The organism is Modicisalibacter radicis (assembly GCF_900961225.1).
Taxonomy (GTDB): Bacteria; Pseudomonadota; Gammaproteobacteria; order Pseudomonadales; family Halomonadaceae; genus Modicisalibacter.
This window is the reverse complement of sequence record NZ_CAAHFN010000120.1, coordinates 60,792-76,017: the sequence shown is the minus strand read 5'-3', so window position 1 is coordinate 76,017 and position 15,226 is coordinate 60,792. Positions and strand designations below refer to the sequence as shown.

The following is a 15,226-nucleotide window of genomic DNA, read 5'->3' as shown; positions in this document are numbered from 1 at the left end:
GCGCCGAGCGACCGGATTCCTCGCGCGCGCCAGTGATCGACTGCAACCACTACGCAATGCTCGCGACAACAACAGCCATCAATCGGAGTCAGGAGTGAACGCCATGTTCAAACAACTACTCGCCAGCGCCGTCATCGGCTCGAGCCTTCTCGCCGCGCCGTTCGCCACGGCGGCGGACTTCACCCTCAAGTTCGGCCACCTGGCCAACGAGGAACACATCTGGAACAAGGCCGCCGAACGCTTCAAGCAGATCGTCGAGGACGAGTCCGACGGCCGGATCGAAGTGCAGATCTTCCCCAACGAGCAGTTGGGCAACGAGATGGACGTCATCAACAGCATCCAGCTCGGCACCGCCGACATGACCATCACCGGTGAGAGCCTGCAGAACTGGGCGCCCAAGGCGGCGATGATGGCCGTGCCCTATGCGTTTCGCGATTCCGAGCACCTGCGCAAGGCCGTCGAGGGTGACATCGGCCAGGAGATCGAAGCGCAGATCGAGGCGCAGACCGGCCTTGTTCCGATCGCCTGGTTCGAGCGCGGCCCGCGCGAGCTGACCTCCAACCGGCCGATCAAGAACCCCTCCGACCTGAACGGCCTGCGTCTGCGCGTGCCCAACGTGCCGCTGTTCGTCGACACCTGGCAGGCTCTCGGCGCCAAGCCGACGCCGATGGCCTTCAGCGAGGTCTTCACGGCGCTGCAACAGGGCACCATCGACGGCCAGGAGAACCCGCTGTCGCTGATCGAGAGCGCCAGCTTCGACGAGGTCCAGGACTACGTGAACATGACCGGCCATGTGCGCAGCTGGATCTATGTGGTGATCGGCAAGAACAAGCTCGAGTCGATGCCCGATGACCTGCAGAAGGTTGTGCGCGACGCCGCCGACAAGATGCAGGGCTACGAGGAAGGACTGTTCGCCGAGGATCAGCAGCGTCTCGAACAGGCGCTCAAGGACGCCGGAATGGAGTTCGTCGAGGTCGACCAGCAGGCCTTCGCCGAAAAGGCCAAGCCGGCCGTCGAGGCGTCGCTGAACGAGGAACAGCAGAAGCTCTATCAAGCCATTCAGGATCTCTGACTCGATGCGCCCCGGGCCGGTGATGTCTGGCCGGCCCGGCGGCCCCGCTCATTCCTCCAAGGCTTCCAAGCAAGGGATTCTCCATGCGTGAACCCGACTCGGCCTCCCCCGACGCACTGCACGACATCGCCGCGATTCCGCCGCTGGGCGGCACTTTCGGTCGCCTGGTCAGCGGGCTCGACCGGCTGTTCGCCCTGCTCGCCTCGCTGGCGCTGCTCGGCATCGCCGCGGTGGTGATCCTGCAGATCGTCGCCCGTACCATGCTACCCAGCTCGCCGGCCTGGACCGAGGAGCTGTCGCGTTATCTGTTCATCTACATGGTGGCCTTGTCAGCCGGCCTGGTTCTGCGCCGCGACCAGCACGTCAACGTCGAGCTGTTCCAGCAGCATCTCGGCCAGCGTGGGCAATGGCTGTATCGCGCCCTGACCTGCCTCGCGGTGGGCGTCTTCGCGGCAATGATGCTGCCCTACGCCTGGCAGTACGCGCAGATCGGCGCCTTCCAGACCTCGCCGACCCTGAGGCTGCCCATGCGCTACGTGTTCTTCTCCACCGTCGTGCTGTTCGCCCTGACCACCCTCTACGCGGCGATCGGCATCATCGAGGCCGCCGTGGCGATTCACCGCGGCTCATCCGCCCAGCGCCGGGAGCAACAGTGATGGAAGTCATCCTCCTATTCTGCGTGTTCATCGCCCTGCTGCTGGTCGGCATTCCCATCGCCTTCTCGCTGGGCATCGCCTCGCTCACCTACCTGCTGATCGAGGGCATCTCGCTGACCATCATCCCCCAGCGCATGTATGGCGGGATCGACTCCTTCGTGCTGCTGTGCATCCCCGGCTTCGTGCTCGCCGGCAACCTGATGAACGTCGGCAACATCACCGATCACATCGTGCGCTTCTCGAACGCGCTGATGGGGCACATTCGCGGCGGCCTGGGGCTGGCCAACGTGGGCGGCTCGATGATCTTCGGCGGCATCTCCGGCACCGCCGTGGCCGATGCGGCGAGCATCGGCTCGGTGATGATCCCGGGCATGGCCCGCGCCGGCTACGACAAGCCCTTCGCCGCCGCGGTGACCGCCGCCTCGTCGACGGTGGGGCCGATCATTCCGCCCAGCGTGCCGATGATCATCGCCGGCTCGCTGTCCGGCGTCTCGGTGGGCCGGATGTTCCTGGCCGGCGCCATTCCCGGCCTGCTGCTTGGCCTGGCGATGATGATCACCGTGTACATCCTGGCGGTGAAGCGTGGCTACCCCAAGGAGCGGCGGGCGACCTTCAGGGAACTGGTCACGGAAGGGCGTAGCGCCTTCTGGGCGCTGCTGATGACCTTCATCATCCTCTACGGGATCATCGGCGGTTTCTTCACGCCCACCGAGGCGTCGATCGTCGCCAGCCTGTACGCCTTCGTGATCGGCATGTTCATCTACAAGGGCATCACCTGGCGCAACCTGCCCAAGATCGTCGTCGACACGGTGCTGACCTCCGGCTCGTTGATGATCCTGGTCGGGCTGGCCAACCTGTTCGGCTGGATCCTCACCAGCCAGCAGATCCCGCAGATGATCGCCGACCAGATCCTGGGCTTCAGCGAGAACCCCCTCGTGGTGATCCTGATCCTCAATCTGATCCTGCTGGTGGTGGGCACCTTCATGGAGACCATCGCCGCGCTGATCATCCTGTTTCCGGCGCTGCTGGGAGTGGCCACCGGCGTGGGCATGGATCCGGTCCACTTCGCCCTGATGGCGGTTCTCAACCTGATGATCGGGCTGACCACACCGCCACTCGGGGTCTGCCTGTTCATCGTCGCGGGGATCGGCAAGCTGCCGATGCTGAAGGTGGCACGGGCCATCGTGCCGTTTCTGATCTGCAACCTGGTGGTGCTGTTGCTGGTGGCGTACATTCCCGCGCTGTCGCTCTGGCTGCCCAACCTGCTGCTCGGGGAGTGATCGATCATGACACCGACATCGATACCCAGCGTCCATGCGCCGGCCACGGTGGGCATCGTCCACCTCGGCCTTGGCGCCTTTCATCGCGCCCATCAGGCGGTCTACCTGGAACGCAACCTGGCCCGCCACGACGGCGGCCCCTGGGGCATTGCCAGCGCCAACCTGCGCTCCAACCGCCGCCTCGTCGAGCTGATGCGCGAGCGCGGCCAGCGCTACCACGTCGCCGAATACACCGACAGCGAGACCCTCACCCTGCGCCAGGTCACGGCGATCCGCGAGACGCTCTATGCCGGCCCCGACGGCGACGACCTCGAGGCCCTGCTGGATCGCATGAGCGAGCCCGAGGTGCGCATCGTCACGCTGACCGTGACCGAGAAGGGCTATCATCTCGACCCGGCGGACGGCCGGCTGCTGCTCGATGCCGAGCCGATTCGCCACGACATCGCCGCCCCCACGCGACCGCGGAGTGCCCCGGGCATGCTGGTCGAAGCGCTGGCCCGGCGCCTCGCGGCCGGCACTCCGGCATTCACGGTGCTGTGCTGCGACAACATGCCCGACAACGGCAAGCGCACCCGACGCGCGGTGGTCGAGCTGGCCCGTCGGCGCGACCCGGCCCTCGCTGCCTGGATCGCCGATGCCGTGGCCTTTCCCTCGAGCATGGTCGACCGCATCGTCCCGGCGATGGGCGAGGCCGATTTCGAGCGCCTTCGCGCGCTGGGCGTCGACGACCCGGCGGCGGTGACCTGCGAGGCCTTCAGCCAATGGGTGATCGAGGACGACTTTCCCCAGGGGCGCCCCGACTGGCAGCACGACGGCGTGCAGATGGTCGCCGACGTCACACCCTTCGAATCCATGAAGCTGCGCATGCTCAACGGCAGCCATTCGCTGCTCGCCTACCTCGGTACGCTGGCGGGCATCGAGACGGTGGCCGAGGCCGTCGGCCGCAAGCCATTCGTCGCCCTGCTGCGCCGCTACATGCGCAACGAGGCCGCGCCGACGCTCGACATGCCGGAGGGCACCGACCTCGACGCTTACGCCGACAGCCTCCTGGCCCGCTTCGCCAACGACAGCCTTCACCATCGCCTGCAGCAGATCGCCATGGACGGCTCGCAGAAGCTGCCCCAGCGCTGGCTCGCCGGTGCCCGGGCGCGACTCGACGCCGGCGGCGACATTGACTGCACGGCGCTGGGCGTGGCGGCGTGGATCCGCTACACCGCCGGCAGTAACCTGCAGGGCGTGCGCCACCCGATCGACGACCCGATGGCCGGGACCTTCGCCGCGCTGCATGACCGCCACCGCGAGCCCGAGCCGCTGATCGCCGCCTTCCTCGCCCTCGACAGCGTCTTCGACCAGTCACTGGCCAACGATCCACGCTTCGCGAACGCGGTGCTCGACGCCTATCGCGTGCTCGACGGCGAGGGCGTCGTGGCCGCCCTGAACCATCCCGTATCGACGGAGTAACGCACCCCATGGAACATACCTGGCGCTGGTTCGGCCCCAGCGACCCCATCAGCCTGACCGACATCCGCCAGACGGGCGCCACCGGCATCGTCACCGCCCTGCACGAGATCGCCAACGGCGAGACCTGGCCCGAGACCGCGATCGCCGAACGCAAGGCGTTGATCGAGGCCGCCGGGCTCGCCTGGTCGGTGGTCGAAAGCGTGCCGGTGCACGAGGACATCAAGCAGCGGCGCGGCGATTGCGAGACCCATATCGCCCGCTACCAGCAGACACTGCGCAACCTGGCGGCCTGCGGCATCGACGTGGTCTGCTACAACTTCATGCCGGTGCTCGACTGGACGCGCACTGACCTGGCCTGGCCGCTGCCCGGCGGCGGCACCGCGCTGCGCTTCGAGCAGACCGCCTTCGCCGCCTTCGACCTGTACCTACTCGAGCGCCCCGGCGCCGAACGCGACTACAGCGAGGCCGAGCGCGCCGCCGCCCGCCGCCATCTCGACAACCTCGACGCGGCGGCGCGCCAGCGGCTGATCGACACCATCATCGCCGGGCTGCCCGGCGCCGAGGAGCACTACACCCTGGCGCGCTTTCGCGAGGTCATCGCCGAGTATGCCGAGATCGATGCCGCCCGCTTGCGCGACAACCTCGGCCACTTCCTGCGCGCCATCGTGCCGGTGGCCGAGGAGGTCGGCATCCGCCTGGCCATCCACCCCGACGATCCGCCCCGGGCGTTGTTCGGTCTGCCACGGGTGGTCTCGACGCCCGACGACGTCCAATGGCTGCTGGACGCCGCGCCCAGCCCGGCCAACGGCCTGACCTTCTGCACCGGTTCCTATGGCGTCAGCGAGGCGATCGACCTGGTGGCGATGGGCGAGCGTTTCGCCTCGCGCATCCATTTCGCCCACCTGCGCGCCACGCAGCGCGAGGCCGATCCGCGCACCTTCCACGAGGCGGCGCACCTCGACGGCGACGTCGACATGGTCGGCGTGATCAGGGCACTGGTCGGCGAGGAGCGCCGCCGCGAGCGCGACGGCGGGCCGCGCCTGCCGCTGCGCCCGGACCACGGCCATCATCTGCTGGATGACCTGAATCGCGACACGCGCCCCGGCTACCCGTTGATCGGCCGGCTCAAGGGCCTGGCCGAGCTGCGCGGGGTGGAGAAAGCGGTCCGCCAGCTGACTTCCTGACCACCCGCACCCGGCTGGCGGGCGATGACGCAAAGCCCTCGTCAGGATGGTAAAATCGCTCCCCGAACGTTTCAGGGGTGAACCGTCATGTCACAGCTGGCCGCCGCGCCATTGACCGGCAAGCGCATCCTGCTCGGCATCAGCGCCGGCATCGCCGCCTACAAGAGCGCCCTGCTCGCGCGCCTTCTGAAGAAGGCCGGCGCCGAGGTGCGCGTGGTGATGACCGAGGGCGCCCAGGCCTTCATCACCCCGCTGACCCTGCAGGCGCTGACCGGCGAGAGCGTGCGCACCTCGCTGCTCGACCCCGAGGCGGAAGCCGGCATGGGCCACATCGAGCTGGCGCGCTGGGCCGAGCTGGTGCTGATCGCCCCCGCCACCGCCGACCTGATGGCACGGCTCGCCCATGGCCACGCCGACGACCTGCTGACCACGCTGTGCCTGGCCACCGACGCCGACTGCGTCATGGCGCCGGCGATGAATCAGGCGATGTGGGGCCATCCGGCGACCCACGACAACGCCAGACGGCTCGAGGGATACGGCTGGCGACTGCTGGGTCCCGACAGCGGCGACCAGGCCTGCGGCGATGTCGGCGCCGGGCGCATGCTCGAGCCCGAGGCGATCGTCGCCGGGCTTTCGACGGCGCCCGAAGCCACGCCGACCGTTGCCGACGACGCCCGGGGGCTGAGCGTGACCGTTACCGCCGGGCCGACCCGGGAAGCCCTCGACCCGGTGCGCTATCTCTCCAACCACAGCTCGGGCAAGATGGGCTATGCGCTGGCCGCCGCCGCCGCTGCGCGGGGCGCCCGCGTGCGCCTGATCAGCGGTCCCGTGGCCCTGGCCACGCCGCCGGGGGTTGAGCGCATCGACGTGACCTCGGCGCTCGAGATGCTCGAGGCCGCCCGGCAGGTGGCCGGCGACAGCGACATCTTCATCGGCTGCGCGGCGGTCGCCGACTACCGCGCCGAGCGGATCGCCGAACACAAGCTCAAGAAGAGCACCGGCGAGGACACGATGACCCTGAAACTGGTCAAGAATCCCGACATCATCGCCACGATTGCCGAGGATGCCGCCAAGAGTGCCGCCGCCGGCCCACGCCGCCCGTACGTGGTCGGCTTCGCCGCCGAGACCTGCGACCTGGAAGCCCAGGCCCGCGACAAGCTCGAGCGCAAGCGGCTCGACATGATCGTCGCCAACGACGTCTCGCAAGCCGGGCTCGGCTTCGGCGCCGACGACAACGCCGCGCTGCTGCTGTGGCGCCGCGCGGCATCCGAACCGGCACGCAGCGAACTGCCGGCGCAGCGCAAGGCCCGCCTGGCCGAGGCGGTCATCGATCAGGCGCTGCGCGGTTATCGTGCGACACACTTCGATGGAACATCCGCCGGCATGCCGCCTGCCGCGCCACAACAGGATTCACCATGAGCGATACAATCAGCGATACCGCCACCCTCGTCGACGGCACCCGGGCCGAGCCGCTGCGCCGTCAGCCGCAGCTGGCGGTCAAGATTCTCGACGAGCGGGTGCGCGACTACCCGCTGCCGCACTACGCCACCGCCGGCAGCGCCGGCATGGACCTGCGCGCCTTGCTCGATGCACCGCTCGAGCTCGCCCCCGGCGCCTGCGAGCTGGTGCGCACAGGGCTCGCCGCCCACATCGCCGACCCGGGCCTGGCGGGGATGATCCTGCCGCGCTCGGGTCTGGGTCACAAGCACGGCATCGTGCTCGGCAACCTGGTCGGGCTGATCGACTCCGATTATCAGGGCGAGTTGCTGATCTCGGTGTGGAACCGCGGCCAGACGCCCTTTACCCTCGAGCCCGGCGAACGCCTGGCCCAGTTCGTGCTGGTGCCGGTCGTCCAGGCCGAGATCGAGATCGTCGAGGACTTCGCCGCCAGCCAGCGCGGCGCCGGCGGCTTCGGCCACTCCGGCCGGCGCTAGACGCACCGGCCAACGAGCCAACTAGACTGGAGGCAGTCGCCAGCGACATGTCGCTTTCAGTCGTCCACCAAGGAGGGACCCCATGAGCGAGATCACCCCATCCATCTTCCGCGCCTACGATATCCGCGGCATCGTCGATGACACCCTGACCGAGGACACCGTCGAGCTGATCGGCCGGGCGATCGGCAGCGAAGCCGCCGCTCGCGGCGAGCAGTCGGTGATCGTCGCCCGCGATGGCCGCCACTCCGGGCAGCGCCTGCAGGCGGCGCTGATCAAGGGCCTGACCGCCGCCGGGCGCGATGTCGTCAACATCGGCATGGTGCCCACCCCGGTGCTCTACTACGCCACCAATGTACTGGACGACAGCACCTCGGGGGTGATGGTCACCGGCAGCCACAACCCGCCGGACTACAACGGCTTCAAGATCGTGCTGGGCGGCGAGACGCTCTCCGGCGAGGCGATCACCGCGCTCTATCAGCGCATCGCCGACGACGATTTCGCCAGCGGCGAGGGCCGGGTCCGCGAGCAGGACGTTCGCGAGGCCTATCTGGATCGCATCATCGGCGACGTCACCCTGAGCGGCAAGATCAAGGCGGTGGTCGACTGCGGCAATGGCGTGGCCGGCGAGCTGGGCCCGAAGCTGATCGAGCGCCTGGGCGCCGAGACCGTGCCGCTGTTCGCCGACATCGACGGCGACTTCCCCAATCATCACCCCGATCCCGGCAAGCTCGAGAACCTCCAGGACCTGATCCGTACCGTCAAGGAAACCGGCGCCGACATCGGCCTGGCCTTCGACGGCGACGGCGACCGGCTGGGCGTGGTCACCCCCAAGGGCGAGGTGATCTACCCCGACCGCCTGATGATGGCCTTCTCCGAGGACATGCTCGAGCGCAATCCCGGCGCGCGGGTGATCTTCGACGTCAAGTGCACCGGCAACCTGGCCAAGGTGATCGAAGAGGCCGGCGGCACGCCCGAAATGTGGCGCACCGGACACTCGCTGATCAAGGGCCGGATGAAGGAGACCGGGGCGGCGCTTGCCGGCGAGATGAGCGGTCACATCTTCTTCAAGGAGCGCTGGTACGGCTTCGACGACGGCCTCTACGGCGCGGCGCGGCTGCTCGAGATCCTCGCCAAGCAGAAAGACGATGCCGATACGTTCTTCCATCGCTTCCCGCAGGATCTTGGCACCCCGGAGCTCAACGTCCAGGTCACCGACGACAACAAGTTCGACATCGTCGAGAAACTGGCCCGCGAGGGCGACTTCGGCAGCGATGGCGTCAAGACCACGCTCGACGGGATCCGCGTCGACTACGCCGACGGCTGGGGCCTGTGCCGCGCCTCCAACACCACGCCGATGCTGGTGCTGCGCTTCGAAGGCAAGAGCCAGGCGTCCCTCGAGCGCGTCCAGGCACGTTTTCGCGACGCCTTGAAACAGGTCGCCCCGGACGCCGAACTCCCCTTCTGAGAAGCACGCCCCCTGAACCCGATCCGCGCCGTCGTCCGGCGGCGCGGACCGCCCTTACCCATGGAGGATCGCCGATGAGCGAACACCCCCGGGACCCCCGCCAGGTGGTCGAGGTCCTGTCCGAAGCCCTGCCCTATATTCAACGCTTCTCCGGCAAGACCGTGGTCGTCAAGTACGGCGGCAACGCCATGACCGAACAGACCCTGGTCGACTCCTTCGCCCGCGACATGGTGCTGATGAAGGAGGTCGGCATCAATCCGGTGGTGGTGCACGGCGGCGGGCCGCAGATCGGCGAGCTGCTCGGCAAGCTCAACATCGAGTCGCGCTTCGTCAACGGCATGCGGGTCACCGATGCCGAGACCATGGACGTCGTGGAGATGGTGCTCGGCGGGCTGGTCAACAAGGGCATCGTCAACCTGATCAACCAGTGCGGCGGCAAGGCGATCGGCCTGACCGGCAAGGATGGCGGCCAGATCCGCGCCCGCCAGCTCAGGGTCGAGCAGCAGAGCGCGGAGATGCGCGTGCCCGAGATCATCGACATCGGCCATGTCGGCGAGGTCGAGCACGTTTCCACCGAACTTATCGAGATGCTCACCGCCCGCGACTTCATCCCGGTGATCGCGCCGATCGGCGTCGACGCCCGGGGCCGCAGCTACAACATCAACGCCGACCTGGTGGCCGGCAAGATCGCCGAGGCGCTGTCCGCCGAGAAGCTGATGCTGCTGACCAACGTCGCCGGACTGATGAACGCCGACGGCGAGGTCTTGACCGGCCTGTCCACCGCCCAGGTCGACGCGCTGATTGCCGACGGCACCATCCACGGCGGCATGCTGCCCAAGATTCGCTGCGCGCTGGAAGCCGTCAAGGGCGGCGTGGCCAGCTCGCACATCATCGATGGCCGCGTGGCGCATGCCACCCTGCTGGAGATCTTCACCAACGCCGGTGTCGGCACCCTGATCACCGACCAACCGCCGCAGGACTGACGTTTCCAGTGCAGCCTGAACCAGAGCGTTAACCCGAAAGCGGCAGGCCGGTTTGCTCCAGAGCAGGCCCGCCAGTACGATTGGCGGGAACCACTATTATTAGAAGAACGACATGACGCAGGTATCATCCAAGCAAAACCGCCGGGAGCAGATTCTCCAGGCGCTGGCGCTGATGCTGGAGGAAGACAGCGGCAAGCGCATCACCACGGCATCGCTGGCCCGCCAGGTCGGCGTCTCCGAGGCCGCGCTCTACCGCCATTTTCCCAGCAAGGCGCGCATGTTCGAAGGGCTGATCGAGTTCATCGAGGCCACGCTGTTCGAGCGCATCCGCCGGATAATCGACGAAACGCCCGAAGCGCTGCCGCGCTGTCAGCACATCCTGATGCTGCTGCTGGGCTTCGCCGAGAAGAACCCGGGGCTCTGCCGGCTGCTCAACGGCGACGCCCTGACCGGCGAGACCGCGCGGCTGAGGGTGCGCATGGGTCAGCTGTTCGAACGCCTCGAGACCCAGCTCAAGCAGATTCTGCGCGAAGCCGAGATCCACGAAGGCCTGCGCCCGGTGCTGCCGGTCTCCTCGGCCGCCAACGTGCTGCTGGCCTATGCCGAGGGGCGCATCGGCCAGTACGTGCGCAGCGATTTCAAGCGCCTGCCGACCGGCCACTGGGAGGAGCACTGGCAGTTGCTTTCACGCGATCTGCTGGTTGCGGTCCCTCAGATCAATCGCGCCTAGCAGGCCGCGCCTAGCCGGCCGCGCCTGGCCGCTGGCCGACCAGTGAGACGGCACCCCGAATACCACAACGCCCGGCCGAAGCCGGGCGTGTTCCGGGGCGCGCCAGCGAGGCCGATCAGGCCGCCAGCGATTCACCCAGCTGCTGACGAATCTTCTTCATGGCGTTCTTCTCGAGCTGACGAATCCGCTCGGCGGAAACGCCGTAGACGTCGGCCAGTTCGTGCAGCGTGGCCTTGTTCTCGGCCAGCCAACGGCTCTGCAGAATGTGCCGGGAGCGTTCGTCGAGGCCGCCCAGCGCGTCCCGCAGGCGACGCGTGGAATCGGCTTCCCAGTCGCTGTCCTCGAGCTGCACGGCCGGGTCGTAGCGGGCATCGTCGAGATACTGCGCCGGCGCCTGGTAGCTGCTCTGCTCGTCGTCATCGCTCGGCGAGGCATCGAAGCCGGCATCGAAGGCCGACAGCCGCCCTTCCATCTCGCGTACCACCTCGGGCTTGACGTCGAGATCCTTGGCGATGGCGTCGACCTCATCGGTGTTCAACCAGGCCAGGCGCTTCTTGGCACTACGCAGGTTGAAGAACAGCTTGCGCTGAGCCTTGGTGGTCGCCACCTTGACGATCCGCCAGTTACGCAGCACGAACTCGTGGATCTCGGCCTTGATCCAGTGCACGGCGAACGACACCAGGCGGACGCCCTGATTGGGGTCGAAGCGCTTGACGGCCTTCATCAGGCCGACGTTGCCTTCCTGGATCAGGTCGGCCTGCGGCAGGCCATAACCCGAGTAGCTTCTGGCGATATGCACCACGAAGCGCAGGTGCGACATGACCAGACGGCGCGCCGCCTCGAGGTCGTTTTCATCGTGCAGGCGGAAGGCGAGCTCACGCTCTTCGTCCACGGTCAGCACCGGGATGCCATTAACCGCCTGTATATAGCCGTTCAAGTCATGGCCGGGTGAAAGCTGGCCAATAGGCTGAAGACTGGTGCTCATGCAGGGTGTCTCCATGTTGCCCAACAGGTGTTACCCAACGAGGGGAGCCTTGGGCTCGACCCGGTAACCGTTAAATGCCTGACGTCGATGGTCCCGTACCTAGGACCCTTAGCGTAGAAACAAGTTCCACTTTCGTGCAAGAAGCTTGTGGGTCGATGCATTGCGAGCCACCGCTCTCCAAGCCTAGCGCGGGCGGGTTTCAGCAAGATGACGATGTACCGCGACCCAGCCGCCCAGCCAGCCCAACAGTGTACTCGATGCCAGCAGCATTGCCGAGCCCTGCCAGCCAAGCCCCGGCATCACGAACTGCGCGCCATAGCTTTCGGCCAGCGTCTGCAGCGGCGCGGTCAGCCAGCGCCCGCCGAGGCTCAGCAGCAGCCAGGCGCTCAGCCCGCCGCCCAGGCCGTACCAGGCGCCGCTGTACAGAAACGGCCGGCGCACGAAGGCGTGGGTCGCACCGATCAGCGTCACCACCTCGATCTCGCGTCGCCGGCTTTCCACCGCCAGGCGGATGGTGTTGCCGACGATCAGCAAGGCGCCGAAGCCGAACAGCACCGCCAGCGCCAGGGCCAGGCGCTGGCCGAACGCCGCCAGACTGCTCAGCCGCTCCAGCCAGGCGAGATCGATGCGCACCTCGTCGACGCCCTCGACGCTCTCCAGCTGACCGCGCAGATCATCGACCGCCGCAGGGCTCGTGTCGAGCGGCGAAATCACCACGCTGGCCGGCAGCGGGTTGTCGTCGAGCTCGGCCAGGGCGTCGTCGAGCCCCAGCGCCTGCTGGAACTCGGCCATGCCCTCGGCGGCAGTGATCAGGCGGGCTCCGTCGACCTCGGGATGACTGCGCAGGGTATCGGCCAGCTGCATCGCCTCGCGCTCGCCCACCGCGGGTGCCAGGTAGGCGGTCAGGGTGGCGCTCTCCTCGAGTCGCGAGCCGACGCCCCTGGCGCCGTCGAGCGCCAGCCACAGCCCCGCCGGAAGCAGCAGCGCAATCCCGATGGCGAGCATCGTCATCAGGCTGCCCAGCGGCTGGCGCAGCAGCCGCCGGGCGCTGTCGGAGGCCATGTGGCGGTGGTGGCGCGCCCAGGCACGGCGGCGACTGTCGAACCCAGGCCGATGGTTGCGCGCACCGCGGCGGGGGGGCGCCTGGCGCGAGTCCCTGTCGCGTGAAGCGGCGCTCATGCCACGCCTCCCTGGTCGATGCGCTCGTCGCTGATCAGGCGGCCTTCGCGCAGGCGCAGCACGCGATGACGCAGGCGGGCGATCAGCGCCAGGTCGTGGCTGGCGACCAGCACGGTGGTGCCGATGCGGTTGAACTCCTCGAACAGCCGCATGATGTCGGCGGACAGTTGCGGGTCGAGATTGCCGGTGGGCTCGTCGGCGAGCAGCAACGCCGGCTTGTTGACCACCGCGCGGGCGATGCCCACGCGTTGCTGTTCACCGCTGGAAAGCTCGATGGGCAGCGCGCGTTCGCGATGCAGCAGCCCCACCTTGTCGAGTGCCGCCCGCACCCGCCGCGCGCCCTCGCGGGGCTCGACGCCCTGGATCTCCAGCGGCAGGGCGACGTTGGCGAAGATGTCGCGGTCGAACAGCAGCTGATGATCCTGGAAGACCACGCCGATCTGACGCCGATAGAAGGGAATCTGGCTGTCGTGCAGCCGGTCGATATCGTGGCCTGCCACCAGCAGGCGCCCACGCGAGGGTCGCTCGAGGCGCATGATCAGGCGCAGCAGCGAACTCTTGCCGGCCCCGGAGTGCCCGGTGAGGAACAGCATCTCGCCGCGCGCGACGCCGAAGTTGATATCGGCGAGCGCCTCGAAGCGCCCACCGTAGCGCTTGCCGACATGCTCGAAGGCAATCACCGTCTAGCGGTCCGCCGCTTCGCGGTCGAACAGCGCGCCGACGAAATCCTCGGCGGCGAACGGCCGCAGGTCGTCGAGGCTCTCGCCGACCCCGATGAAGCGGATCGGCGTGCCCTGCTGCTTGGCCAGGGCGAAGATGATCCCGCCCTTGGCGGTGCCGTCGAGCTTGGTCAGGGTGATGCCGGTGACCGGGATCGCCTCGTCGAAGGTCTTGGCCTGGGACAGCGCGTTCTGCCCGGTACCGGCGTCGAGCACCAGCATCACCTCGTGGGGCGCAGCGGCATCGAGCTTGGCCATCACCCGCTGGACCTTCTTGAGCTCCTCCATCAGGTGGCTCTTGTTGTGCAGCCGCCCGGCGGTGTCGGCGATCAGCACGTCGACGCCGCGCGCCTTGGCGGCGGACAGCGCGTCGTAGATCACCGAGGCGCTGTCGGCACCGGTGTGCTGGGCGATCACCGGCACCTTGTTGCGCTCGCCCCAGACCTTGAGCTGCTCGACCGCGGCGGCGCGGAAGGTGTCGCCGGCGGCCAGCATCACGCTGCGCCCCTGATTCTGGAAGCGCTGGGTGAGCTTGCCGATGGTGGTGGTCTTGCCGACGCCATTGACGCCGACCACCAGGATCACGAAGGGACCCTGGCCCTTGGCCGGCAGCTCCAGCGGCGTGGTCACCGGCGCCAGCAACCCGGTGAGTTCCTCCTGCAGCGCACCGAACAGCGCCTCGGAGTCGTTGAGCTCCTTGCGCGAGACCCGTGCGGTGAGATTGTCGATGATCTCGGTGGTCGCCTCGATGCCCACGTCGGCCATCAGCAGCTGGGTCTCGAGATCCTCCATCAACTCGTCGTCGATCTGCTTCTTGCCGAGGAACAGATCGGCCAGGCCGTCGGTGAGATTGGCGCGGGTCTTGCCCAGCCCGGCCTTGATCCGCGCCAGCCAGCCACGCTTCTCGCCGCTCGGCTTGTCGCGCCCGGCGGTGGCGCCGTCGGCCGCAGCGGCCTCGCTGGCCGAATCCGCGATCGGCGGCTCGCCTGACGGCGTCGGCGCCATTTCGACCTCACCGGCTTCGCGCTTCGCGTCGGGCGCAGCCGCCGCGGTAACCTCCACCTGCTCGTCGGGCTCCGCGCGCCGTTCGCTCGCCGTGTCGTCCGGCGCGGTCGATTCGGTCGAGGCGGCGTTCAGGGCATCGTCCTCGGCGCGGCGCGCCTCTACGGCGAGCTCCTCGCGGGGGGTATCGACGGGGACCTCGTCGAGCGCGCTATGCGCCTCGCCCGGAGCCAGGTCGCCATCCAACGCCTCGCGGGCGGCCTCGCGCTCGAGCGCAGTGGGCGCGTAGTCGGCCTGCTGCTGCACCTGCGGGTCGTGTTCATGGACCGGCGCCTCGGCATCGCCGTCGCCGGTTTGCCGGGCCGATGAGCGCTCTTCGCTATCGGTATCGGTCCGCTCCGCGACGCCTTCACCGGCCTCGGTGACGGCGTCGGACTCATCGTGCCCGACGTCGTCGAGCGACGGATCGCGCGGGTCGCGATCGGTGGATTGGTCTTTCTTCTTGCGCTTGAGAAAACCGAACATGGGCGTGTCAGTCGATTGGCAGGTAAACGATCGGCCCATCGTAACACCCCC

At 68.0% G+C, this 15,226-nt stretch carries 14 protein-coding genes; 10 read left to right on the top strand and 4 right to left on the bottom strand.

The genetic code is table 11. From position 1 onward, the window contains the following. Positions 1-103: 103 nt before the first annotated feature. The 10 genes from HR9077_RS19505 to slmA all read left to right on the top strand — a co-directional run bounded on the left by HR9077_RS19505 (position 104) and on the right by slmA (position 10,765). The gene (locus HR9077_RS19505; protein ID WP_136068967.1) at positions 104-1,072 is read left to right on the top strand and encodes a TRAP transporter substrate-binding protein; all 969 of its coding nucleotides are present in this window, start codon (positions 104-106) and stop codon (positions 1,070-1,072) included. 83 nt (positions 1,073-1,155) lie between these two features. Beyond that, the gene (locus HR9077_RS19500; protein ID WP_136068966.1) at positions 1,156-1,728 is read left to right on the top strand and encodes a TRAP transporter small permease; all 573 of its coding nucleotides are present in this window, start codon (positions 1,156-1,158) and stop codon (positions 1,726-1,728) included. Then, positions 1,728-3,008: a TRAP transporter large permease gene (locus tag HR9077_RS19495; RefSeq protein WP_136068965.1), complete on the top strand. Its 1,281-nt coding sequence runs from the start codon at positions 1,728-1,730 to the stop codon at positions 3,006-3,008. Before HR9077_RS19500 ends, HR9077_RS19495 begins: the two co-directional genes overlap by 1 nt. Before the next feature lie 6 nt (positions 3,009-3,014). After that, positions 3,015-4,469 carry a mannitol dehydrogenase family protein gene (locus tag HR9077_RS19490; protein ID WP_136068964.1) on the top strand — a complete coding sequence of 485 codons (1,455 nt, stop codon included), beginning with the start codon at positions 3,015-3,017 and terminating at the stop codon, positions 4,467-4,469. 8 nt (positions 4,470-4,477) lie between these two features. Further along, positions 4,478-5,653, top strand: a complete 1,176-nt coding sequence (uxuA, locus tag HR9077_RS19485) for a mannonate dehydratase (RefSeq protein WP_136068963.1) — start codon at positions 4,478-4,480, stop codon at positions 5,651-5,653. Between the two features lie 87 nt (positions 5,654-5,740). Continuing rightward, entirely contained in the window at positions 5,741-7,072 is a 1,332-nt protein-coding gene (coaBC, locus tag HR9077_RS19480) for a bifunctional phosphopantothenoylcysteine decarboxylase/phosphopantothenate--cysteine ligase CoaBC (RefSeq protein ID WP_136068962.1), read from the top strand. Beyond that, on the top strand, positions 7,069-7,587 hold the full coding sequence (gene dut, locus HR9077_RS19475) for a dUTP diphosphatase (protein WP_136068961.1): 519 nt from the start codon (positions 7,069-7,071) through the stop codon (positions 7,585-7,587). The genes coaBC and dut overlap by 4 nt, the downstream gene beginning before the upstream one ends. An 82-nt stretch (positions 7,588-7,669) precedes the next feature. Further along, on the top strand, positions 7,670-9,052 hold the full coding sequence (locus HR9077_RS19470) for a phosphomannomutase/phosphoglucomutase (RefSeq protein WP_136068960.1): 1,383 nt from the start codon (positions 7,670-7,672) through the stop codon (positions 9,050-9,052). A 74-nt stretch (positions 9,053-9,126) separates the two neighbouring features. After that, a complete protein-coding gene (gene argB, locus HR9077_RS19465) occupies positions 9,127-10,035 on the top strand; it encodes an acetylglutamate kinase (RefSeq protein ID WP_136068959.1) in 909 nt (302 codons plus the stop codon). 112 nt (positions 10,036-10,147) lie between these two features. Further along, entirely contained in the window at positions 10,148-10,765 is a 618-nt protein-coding gene (slmA, locus tag HR9077_RS19460; protein ID WP_136068958.1) for a nucleoid occlusion factor SlmA, read from the top strand. Between the two features lie 115 nt (positions 10,766-10,880). Here the strand turns inward: slmA and rpoH are convergent, their stop codons facing one another. The 4 genes from rpoH to ftsY form a co-directional block, all read right to left on the bottom strand. Further along, positions 10,881-11,750 carry an RNA polymerase sigma factor RpoH gene (gene rpoH, locus HR9077_RS19455; protein ID WP_136068957.1) on the bottom strand — a complete coding sequence of 290 codons (870 nt, stop codon included), beginning with the start codon at positions 11,748-11,750 and terminating at the stop codon, positions 10,881-10,883. A gap of 183 nt (positions 11,751-11,933) precedes the next feature. Further along, positions 11,934-12,929 (bottom strand): permease-like cell division protein FtsX, encoded by a 996-nt coding sequence (gene ftsX, locus HR9077_RS19450; protein ID WP_136068956.1) that lies wholly within the window; start codon positions 12,927-12,929, stop codon positions 11,934-11,936. Then, positions 12,926-13,609, bottom strand: coding sequence for a cell division ATP-binding protein FtsE (gene ftsE, locus HR9077_RS19445; RefSeq protein WP_136068955.1), 684 nt, complete (start codon positions 13,607-13,609; stop codon positions 12,926-12,928). Before ftsE ends, ftsX begins: the two co-directional genes overlap by 4 nt. A gap of 3 nt (positions 13,610-13,612) precedes the next feature. After that, complete coding sequence (gene ftsY, locus HR9077_RS19440; protein WP_210725981.1) at positions 13,613-15,175, bottom strand: signal recognition particle-docking protein FtsY; 1,563 nt, start codon at positions 15,173-15,175, stop codon at positions 13,613-13,615. Between the last annotated feature and the right edge of the window lie 51 nt (positions 15,176-15,226).

Coding starts and splice junctions, on each gene's coding strand:
- HR9077_RS19505 (WP_136068967.1), top strand. CDS start 104: ATGTTCAAACAACTACTCGCCAGCGCCGTCATCGGCTCGAGCCTTCTC.
- HR9077_RS19500 (WP_136068966.1), top strand. CDS start 1,156: ATGCGTGAACCCGACTCGGCCTCCCCCGACGCACTGCACGACATCGCC.
- HR9077_RS19495 (WP_136068965.1), top strand. CDS start 1,728: ATGGAAGTCATCCTCCTATTCTGCGTGTTCATCGCCCTGCTGCTGGTC.
- HR9077_RS19490 (WP_136068964.1), top strand. CDS start 3,015: ATGACACCGACATCGATACCCAGCGTCCATGCGCCGGCCACGGTGGGC.
- uxuA (WP_136068963.1), top strand. CDS start 4,478: ATGGAACATACCTGGCGCTGGTTCGGCCCCAGCGACCCCATCAGCCTG.
- coaBC (WP_136068962.1), top strand. CDS start 5,741: ATGTCACAGCTGGCCGCCGCGCCATTGACCGGCAAGCGCATCCTGCTC.
- dut (WP_136068961.1), top strand. CDS start 7,069: ATGAGCGATACAATCAGCGATACCGCCACCCTCGTCGACGGCACCCGG.
- HR9077_RS19470 (WP_136068960.1), top strand. CDS start 7,670: ATGAGCGAGATCACCCCATCCATCTTCCGCGCCTACGATATCCGCGGC.
- argB (WP_136068959.1), top strand. CDS start 9,127: ATGAGCGAACACCCCCGGGACCCCCGCCAGGTGGTCGAGGTCCTGTCC.
- slmA (WP_136068958.1), top strand. CDS start 10,148: ATGACGCAGGTATCATCCAAGCAAAACCGCCGGGAGCAGATTCTCCAG.
- rpoH (WP_136068957.1), bottom strand. CDS start 11,750: ATGAGCACCAGTCTTCAGCCTATTGGCCAGCTTTCACCCGGCCATGAC.
- ftsX (WP_136068956.1), bottom strand. CDS start 12,929: ATGAGCGCCGCTTCACGCGACAGGGACTCGCGCCAGGCGCCCCCCCGC.
- ftsY (WP_210725981.1), bottom strand. CDS start 15,175: ATGTTCGGTTTTCTCAAGCGCAAGAAGAAAGACCAATCCACCGATCGC.